The organism is Mycobacterium sp. UM_11 (assembly GCF_001414075.1).
Lineage (GTDB): Bacteria > Actinomycetota > Actinomycetes > Mycobacteriales > Mycobacteriaceae > Mycobacterium.
In genome coordinates this window covers 1-6,707 of the sequence record NZ_LATC01000160.1, presented here as the reverse complement: position 1 = coordinate 6,707, position 6,707 = coordinate 1, and the positions used below count along the sequence as shown (strand labels likewise).

The following is a 6,707-nucleotide window of genomic DNA, read 5'->3' as shown; positions in this document are numbered from 1 at the left end:
CGTCCATCCACTCGGCTAACACCACCGCCGTGGCCGCCACCCGCTGCGCCGTCTTACCCGACACCACCAACGTCGACACCCCACCCGCGCTATCGGCGGGAGCGCTCGGGCTGACGTCCTGACCCTGCTCGATCACCACGTGCGCGTTCGTGCCGCCGAACCCGAACGAGGACACCCCGGCCCGGCGCGGATGCGCCCGCTTCGGCCAACTGGTCTGGCTGCGAACCACTTTCATGCGCAACTCGTCGAACGGGATGTGCGGGTTCGGGCTTTCGAAGCGCTGATTGGGCGGGATCTGGCCGCGCTGCACCGCCAGCACCGCCTTGATGAAACCCGCGATGCCCGCCGCCGCCTCGGTGTGGCCGAGGTTCGTCTTGACCGCGCCGATGAGCAGGGGGGCATCCTCGGCACGCCCCCGACCGAGCACCGTGCCGAGGGCGCGGGCTTCGATGGGATCGCCCAATAACGTTCCGGTGCCGTGGGTTTCGACGTAGTCGACGTCGCTCGGCTGCATTCCCGCGTTGCGGTAGGCGGCCCGCAGGACCGCCATCTGCGCCGCCGGGTTCGGGGCCATCAGGCCGTTGGAGCGGCCGTCGGAGTTGATCGCCGAGCCGCAGATCACCGCGAGCACACGGTCGCCGTCGCGCTGCGCGTCGGTCAACCGCTTGAGCACCACCACGCCCGCGCCCTCACCGCGCACAAACCCATCGGCCGCCGCGTCGAACGCGCGGCACTTGCCCGTCGGCGACAACGCGCCCACCTGGTCGAAGCCGCGAAACACCGCCGGCGACAACAACAGATTCACACCGGCCGCGATGGCCAGCTGGGAATCCTCGGTCCGCAGGCTCTGGCAGGCCAGGTGAATGGCGACCAACGACGACGAACACGCCGTGTCGACCGCCACCGACGGGCCGCGCAGGTCGAGGAAGTACGACAGGCGGTTCGCGATGATGCTCATCGCACCGCCGGTGTTGCTCCAGCCGTCGACACCACAGAAGTCGTTGGAGGCGATGGCGCCGTATTCGCTCAGGCACGCGCCTGCGAAGACGCCCGTCTGCGACCGGCGCAGGGAACTCGGCGGAATTCCCGCGTGCTCCAACGCTTCCCACGCCACCTCCAGCAGCAGGCGCTGCTGGGGGTCCATCTTGTCCGCTTCGCTCGGGGAGATCTCGAAGAACTCGGCGTCGAAGGCGTCGATGTCGGGCAGGAACGATCCCCACCGCGTCGTACGGGCGAGCGCCGCCGCCACGTCGGGCTCGCCGGATTCGAACGGTCGCCACCGTTCCGGGGGCACCTGGCCGATCGAGCAACCCCGCGCGCTCAGGAACTGCCAGAACGCCTCGGGCCCCGATATGCCCGGGAAGCGGCAGCCCATCCCGATGACGGCGATCGGCTCGTCGAGCGAGTTGCGACCCGGGCGCTTGAGCGTGGCGTCGTCCTCCGGCTCGGGCTCGGGTGCGGTGAGGTAGGCGGCCAGGGCGTTGATCGTCGGATGCTGCCAGAAGTCGACCGGGGATACCTTCTTGCCCAACAACTCTGACAGCTCCCCGGACAGCACCACCACTTCGCGGGAGCTCACCCCGAGGTCGGCCAGCGATAGGTTGGGGTCGACTTCGTCGGGCGTGCAGCCGATGTTGGTCACCAGATAGTCGACCAACCAGTGGCGCAAGTCGGCTTCGCCACCGATGCCTGACGTCATACCGTCACGTCCAGCCTTTGGAATCCGTCGCTTTGGTAGCGTTCGACGCACGCCGAACGCCGGACTTTGCCGCTGGTGGTGATCGGTATCGACCCCGGTGACACCAGCACGAGGTCGGCGACTCGCACGCTGTGCGACCTTGAAATCGCCGAGGTGACTTCGCGTTTTACCGACCGCAGCCGCAGCAGGGCCTCTTCCTCGGACGCGCCGCGCCCCTTCAGCTCGATGATCGCCACCAGCTGCTCGGTGATGTCGTCGGGAACCGATATCGCCGCGACCCGGCCGCCGGTGATTTCCTGGATGGTCGCCTCGATGTCGTCCGGATAGTGGTTGCGCCCGTCGACGATGAGCAGGTCCTTGATGCGGCCCATGATGAACAATTCGCCGTCGGAGATGACGCCCAGGTCGCCCGTCCGCAGCCACGGGCCCGCCGGGGATCCCGGCGCGGGATCGGTCAGTTCGGCGTGGAACACACGCGACGTCTGCTCCGGCTTGCGCCAATACCCCAGGGCCACGTGGTCGCCACGCACCCAGATCTCTCCGACGGTGCCCGCCGGGCTCTCGGTCATGCTCTCGGGGTTGACGATTCGCACGGCGGCGGGATCGGGCGAACCGTAGCTGATGAGCTCCGTGCCGACCGTGCCCTCGGTTCCGTACGGCGTGGCCCGACCGGCGGTCAGGTGCTCATAGTCGAAACGGACGGTTTTGAGCATGGTGTGGGGCTCGGGACCGGCCACGTACAGCGTCGCCTCGGCGAGCCCGTAGCAGGGGCGGACCGTCGTCGGGCGCAGGCCGAACGGGGCGAAGCGTTCGCTGAAGCGCTTCACGGTTGCCACGTGAATTCGTTCGCTGCCGCTGACAATGGTGTGCACGTCACCAAGGTCCAGGCCCGCCATGTCGTCGTCGGACGTCCTGCGCACGGCCAGTTCGAACGCGAAATTCGGGGCCGCGGAAAAGCACTGGCCGTTGGTGGCAAGCGTTTTCATCCAGCGGGCCGGGCGCTGCAGGAACGCCATCGGGCTCATCAATACCGCGCTGCGATTGGTCACCAGCGGGGCACAGACGCCCAGGATCAGGCCCATGTCGTGGAACAGCGGCAGCCACGACACCAAGGACAAATTGTCGGGGAGTTGTTCCGGCTCACCGAAAAAGGCGTACATGCATTGCGACACGTTGGTGACGACGTTGTCGTGCGACACGATCACGCCGGCCGGCGTGCGCGTGGACCCGGAGGTGTACTGCAGATAACCGGCACCCGAGGAAAATCGCCGAGCGGGCGGGAATTCGCGGGGCGAATCGAGGTCGAGCAGGTCGACTTCGATGACCAACGGCGCGGGGTGGCCGTCCTGGCCGCAGGCGTACTTGTTGACGTCGCTGACCACCCCCGACGTGGTGAGGATGGCGACCGGGTTGCAGTCGCGCAGCACGGAGGAAATCCGCTCGTCGTGCACGCCATAGAGCGGCGTCGAGAGCGGAACCGCGATGAAGCCCGCCTGCAGCGCCCCGAAGAAGGCGGCCACATACTCCAGGCCCTGGGGCGCCGATATCGCCACCCGATCACCGGGGGAGCCGCAGAGCGCCAGCTCCTCAGCAACGATGCGAGCGCGGCGGTGAACCTGCGCCCAGGTCAGGTGTTCAGCAAACCCGTTAGGGTCCTGTTCGTAGTCGATGAACGTGAACGCCGTCGCGTCGGGCCGGTGCTCGGCCCGGTCCTGCAGCAACGCAGGAATGGAGATGTCGGTCACCGGCATTTGCTTACCTTCCCGTGCGCTGACGCCGTTGGGTGCCCGCACGCAACGTGCGTGCCGCGCGTCGAGCGGCTTCCCCGGTTACCGACAACCACTCTCGTGAAGCAACCTAAGCATTCTTTGCGGGTGGCGACTTCCGATTTACAAAATCAAAACGAGATGTAGCCCACAGTGCCGCTCGTGCCGTGACCGGTCCCGTGGGGCATGGCGGGGATCGCCGATCTTGCACCGTATATAGGTAGTACGGGCGTGTGGCTAGTGGTGAGCCTGTTATACGAGTGACGAATAGTGCCAGGTCGGGGGGCGCGTGCGGCCTTCGCACCGCGCGACGTTTCCCGGTCGGTTCTGGTACGGGCGCGCCTTTCCGGCGGCCCTGGCCCATGCCGATCGCGGCGGCCCGGGCCGGCGTCGACCGGGATCCGGACCGGCCGGCGGCTGTCCGGCGCCGGGCCCCGCGCGTCGCGTCCGCTCGCACACGAGATGCATGGCAAACGTTGAATCGGGGCGGTCCCGCCTCCTCGATCGCATCGGCCAGCCGACCGGCGTCGGCGCGGCAGCTAACTCGTGGAGCAACGAGCGAGGACCTTCTCCTCGATGTCCTTCACCAGTTCTGGCAAATGGTTGCTCAGGTAAAAGTGGTCGCCGGGGAACACGCGGAGACCGAAATCGTCGGTGGTGCGATCGGACCAGGCCCGCATGTTGTCCTCGGCCACGATGACGTCGTTGTCTCCGACGAACCCGTAGATCGGGCACGACACGGTGACCTCCGGCGGATGCGTGTAGCCCGCGATCGCCCGGACGCTTTGCAGCGTGGGCAGGATCGTCAGGGCGAATTCGTCGCTGGCCAGCAGCTCGGCGTTGGTGTCGGTCACCTGGGCGACGACGTTGAGGATGTCGCGGTCCGATCCCTGCAGCTCCTTGTAGCGAATGTGACCCGGGGCCGCGCTCGACGAGATGAACAGGGCGGCGATCGGTTGCCCGGCGGCTTGAAACCTCAGCGCGACCTCGAAGGCCAACAGGCCGCCCATGCTGTGGCCAAAAAAGGTCACCGGCGCATTCGCCGGAGCGGAAGGCGCCATCATCGAATAGATTTCGTCGGCCAGCGCGGGAATGCTCGGGAGCTGCGTGAGTCCCTTTTCCCGCCCGGGGTATTGGACCGCAATGCGCTTGATATCCGCGGAGAACGCCCTGGCGAACGGAACGTAATAGGTCGCCGATCCGCCGGCGTGCGGAAATATATAAAGCGTCGGCGCGCCGCCGCCATCGCGGTCCGTGTTCACCGCGTCACCCTATACCGATGCGAATTTCGGCCCCCCGATATTGCCGGCCCGATATTGAGCCCACCGCCTGCGTGAGCGCCGCTGCACAAGTGCTGGAACAATCGATGTCGTGTTCCGTTTGCCACGCAACCCGCTTTGCCGGGCGGCGGCGCGGCCGGCCGGCGACCGGGGCCCGCGTCGGGTGAATGTCCGACACACCGGCCTCGCCACCGCTGTCACAAAGGCAACACCAGGCACACTGGTAACAACAGGTTTTATGCAGACGCCAGGAGGAAGTGGCCGTGTACCGAGTCTTTGAAGCGCTCGACGAGTTGAGCGCCATCGTTGAAGAAGCACGCGGCGTCCCCATGACGGCGGGCTGCGTGGTGCCCCGTGGTGACGTGCTGGAACTGATCGACGACATCAAGGACGCGATCCCCGGCGAGCTCGACGACGCCCAGGACGTGCTCGATGCCCGTGACTCGATGCTGCAGGACGCCAAGTCGCACGCCGAATCCATGGTTTCCTCGGCGACGACCGAGTCGGAGTCGATGCTCAACCACGCTCGCGCGGAGGCCGACCGGCTGCTGTCCGACGCAAAATCGCAGGCCGACCGCATGGTGAGCGAGGCGCGCCAGCACAGCGAGCGGATGGTCGGCGAGGCCCGCGAGGAGGCGATGCGCATCGCCACGGCGGCGAAACGCGAGTACGAGGCCAGCGTGGGCCGCGCCCAGGCCGAAGCCGACCGGCTGCTCGAGAACGGCAACATCTCCTACGAGAAGGCCGTGCAGGAGGGCATCAAAGAGCAACAGCGGCTGGTGTCGCAGAACAGCGTGGTGGAGGCGGCCAACGCCGAGGCCACCCGCCTCATCGACTCCGCGCACGCTGAGGCCGACCGGCTGCGCGGCGAATGCGACATCTACGTCGACAACAAGCTGGCCGAGTTCGAGGAATTCCTCAACGGCACGCTGCGCTCGGTCGGGCGCGGCCGTCACCAGCTCCGGACGGCGGCCGGCACGCACGACTACGCGGTGCGCTAGCGGAGTCGACCGGGGGGCCGCACCCTGGAAATATGCGGTTCGCGCCGTAGGATTTCTCCTATGACGCGGCAGCACGGCACCACCTCGCAGCGCCATTCGAGCTCGGCGATGACGATTGACATCACCCGCCTGGGGCGGCGGCCCGGCGCGATGGTGACCCTGCGAAAAACCGTGCCCAGCCCGTCGCGCATCGGCCTGGACATGATCGCGATCGAGGCGGGCGCGCCGTTGGAGCTGGACCTGCAGGTGCAGTCCGTTTCCGAAGGCGTGCTGGTGACCGGCACGGTCGACGCACCCACCGTCGGCGAATGCTCCCGTTGCCTGACGCCGGTCGACGGCCGCGTGCGGGTCCGGTTGACCGAATTGTTCGCCTATCCCGACAGCACGACGGAGGCGACCACCGAAGAGGACGAGGTCGGTCACATCGTCGACGACACCATCGACCTCGAGCAGTCGATCGTCGACGCCGTCGGGTTGGAGCTGCCGTTTTCGCCGGTGTGCACCGACGATTGCCCCGGCCTGTGCCCCGAATGCGGGGTTGCCCTGGCGGCCGAGCCGGGCCATCACCACGAGCGCGTCGACCCGCGGTGGGCCAAGCTGGCCGGCATGTTTCCCGAGCCGGACGCGTCGCGGGGTGACCGATGACGTCGCGCCAGGACCTGCTCGACGCGCTGGGGGTCGAGCTGCCCGACGAGTTGCTCTCGCTGGCGCTGACGCACCGCAGTTACGCCTACGAGCACGGCGGGCTGCCGACCAACGAACGGCTGGAGTTTCTCGGCGACGCCGTGCTGGGCCTGACCGTCACCGACGAGCTTTACCACCGGCATCCGGAACGTTCCGAAGGTGACCTGGCCAAGCTGCGGGCCAGCGTGGTCAACACCCAGGCGCTGGCCGACGTCGCGCGCAGGCTGTCCGCCGACGGGCTGGGCGCCCACCTGTTCCTGGGCTGTCTCTTATACAC

At 67.4% G+C, this 6,707-nt stretch carries 6 protein-coding genes; 3 read left to right on the top strand and 3 right to left on the bottom strand.

The window, feature by feature from the left end; translation table 11 throughout:
- From WU80_RS23610 to WU80_RS23600, 3 genes are all read right to left on the bottom strand, one after another.
- On the bottom strand, window positions 1–1,699 hold a 1,699-nt coding region (locus WU80_RS23610; RefSeq protein ID WP_231633899.1), incomplete at its 3' end, for a beta-ketoacyl synthase N-terminal-like domain-containing protein.
- Window positions 1,696–3,450, bottom strand: coding sequence for a long-chain-fatty-acid--AMP ligase FAAL26/FadD26 (gene fadD26, locus WU80_RS23605; protein ID WP_055405514.1), 1,755 nt, complete (start codon window positions 3,448–3,450; stop codon window positions 1,696–1,698). The genes WU80_RS23610 and fadD26, both read right to left, overlap by 4 nt.
- Before the next feature lie 554 nt (window positions 3,451–4,004).
- Window positions 4,005–4,727 carry a thioesterase II family protein gene (locus tag WU80_RS23600; RefSeq protein ID WP_055405515.1) on the bottom strand — a complete coding sequence of 241 codons (723 nt, stop codon included), beginning with the start codon at window positions 4,725–4,727 and terminating at the stop codon, window positions 4,005–4,007.
- Window positions 4,728–5,008: 281 nt separating this feature from the next.
- On the opposite strand from WU80_RS23600, the gene sepIVA reads away from it, so the two are divergent.
- From sepIVA to WU80_RS23585, 3 genes are all read left to right on the top strand, one after another.
- Complete coding sequence (gene sepIVA, locus WU80_RS23595) at window positions 5,009–5,746, top strand: cell division protein SepIVA (RefSeq protein ID WP_055405516.1); 738 nt, start codon at window positions 5,009–5,011, stop codon at window positions 5,744–5,746.
- 60 nt (window positions 5,747–5,806) lie between these two features.
- Window positions 5,807–6,391, top strand: a complete 585-nt coding sequence (locus tag WU80_RS23590; protein ID WP_197281342.1) for a DUF177 domain-containing protein — start codon at window positions 5,807–5,809, stop codon at window positions 6,389–6,391.
- Window positions 6,388–6,707, top strand: a 320-nt coding sequence (locus WU80_RS23585; protein ID WP_304438002.1) for a ribonuclease III family protein, incomplete at its 3' end; no start/stop codon positions are given. The genes WU80_RS23590 and WU80_RS23585, both read left to right, overlap by 4 nt.

Excerpts from the sequence above, each read along its gene's own strand:
- fadD26 (WP_055405514.1), bottom strand. The coding sequence starts at position 3,450 with ATGCCGGTGACCGACATCTCCATTCCTGCGTTGCTGCAGGACCGGGCC.
- WU80_RS23590 (WP_197281342.1), top strand. The coding sequence starts at position 5,807 with ATGACGCGGCAGCACGGCACCACCTCGCAGCGCCATTCGAGCTCGGCG.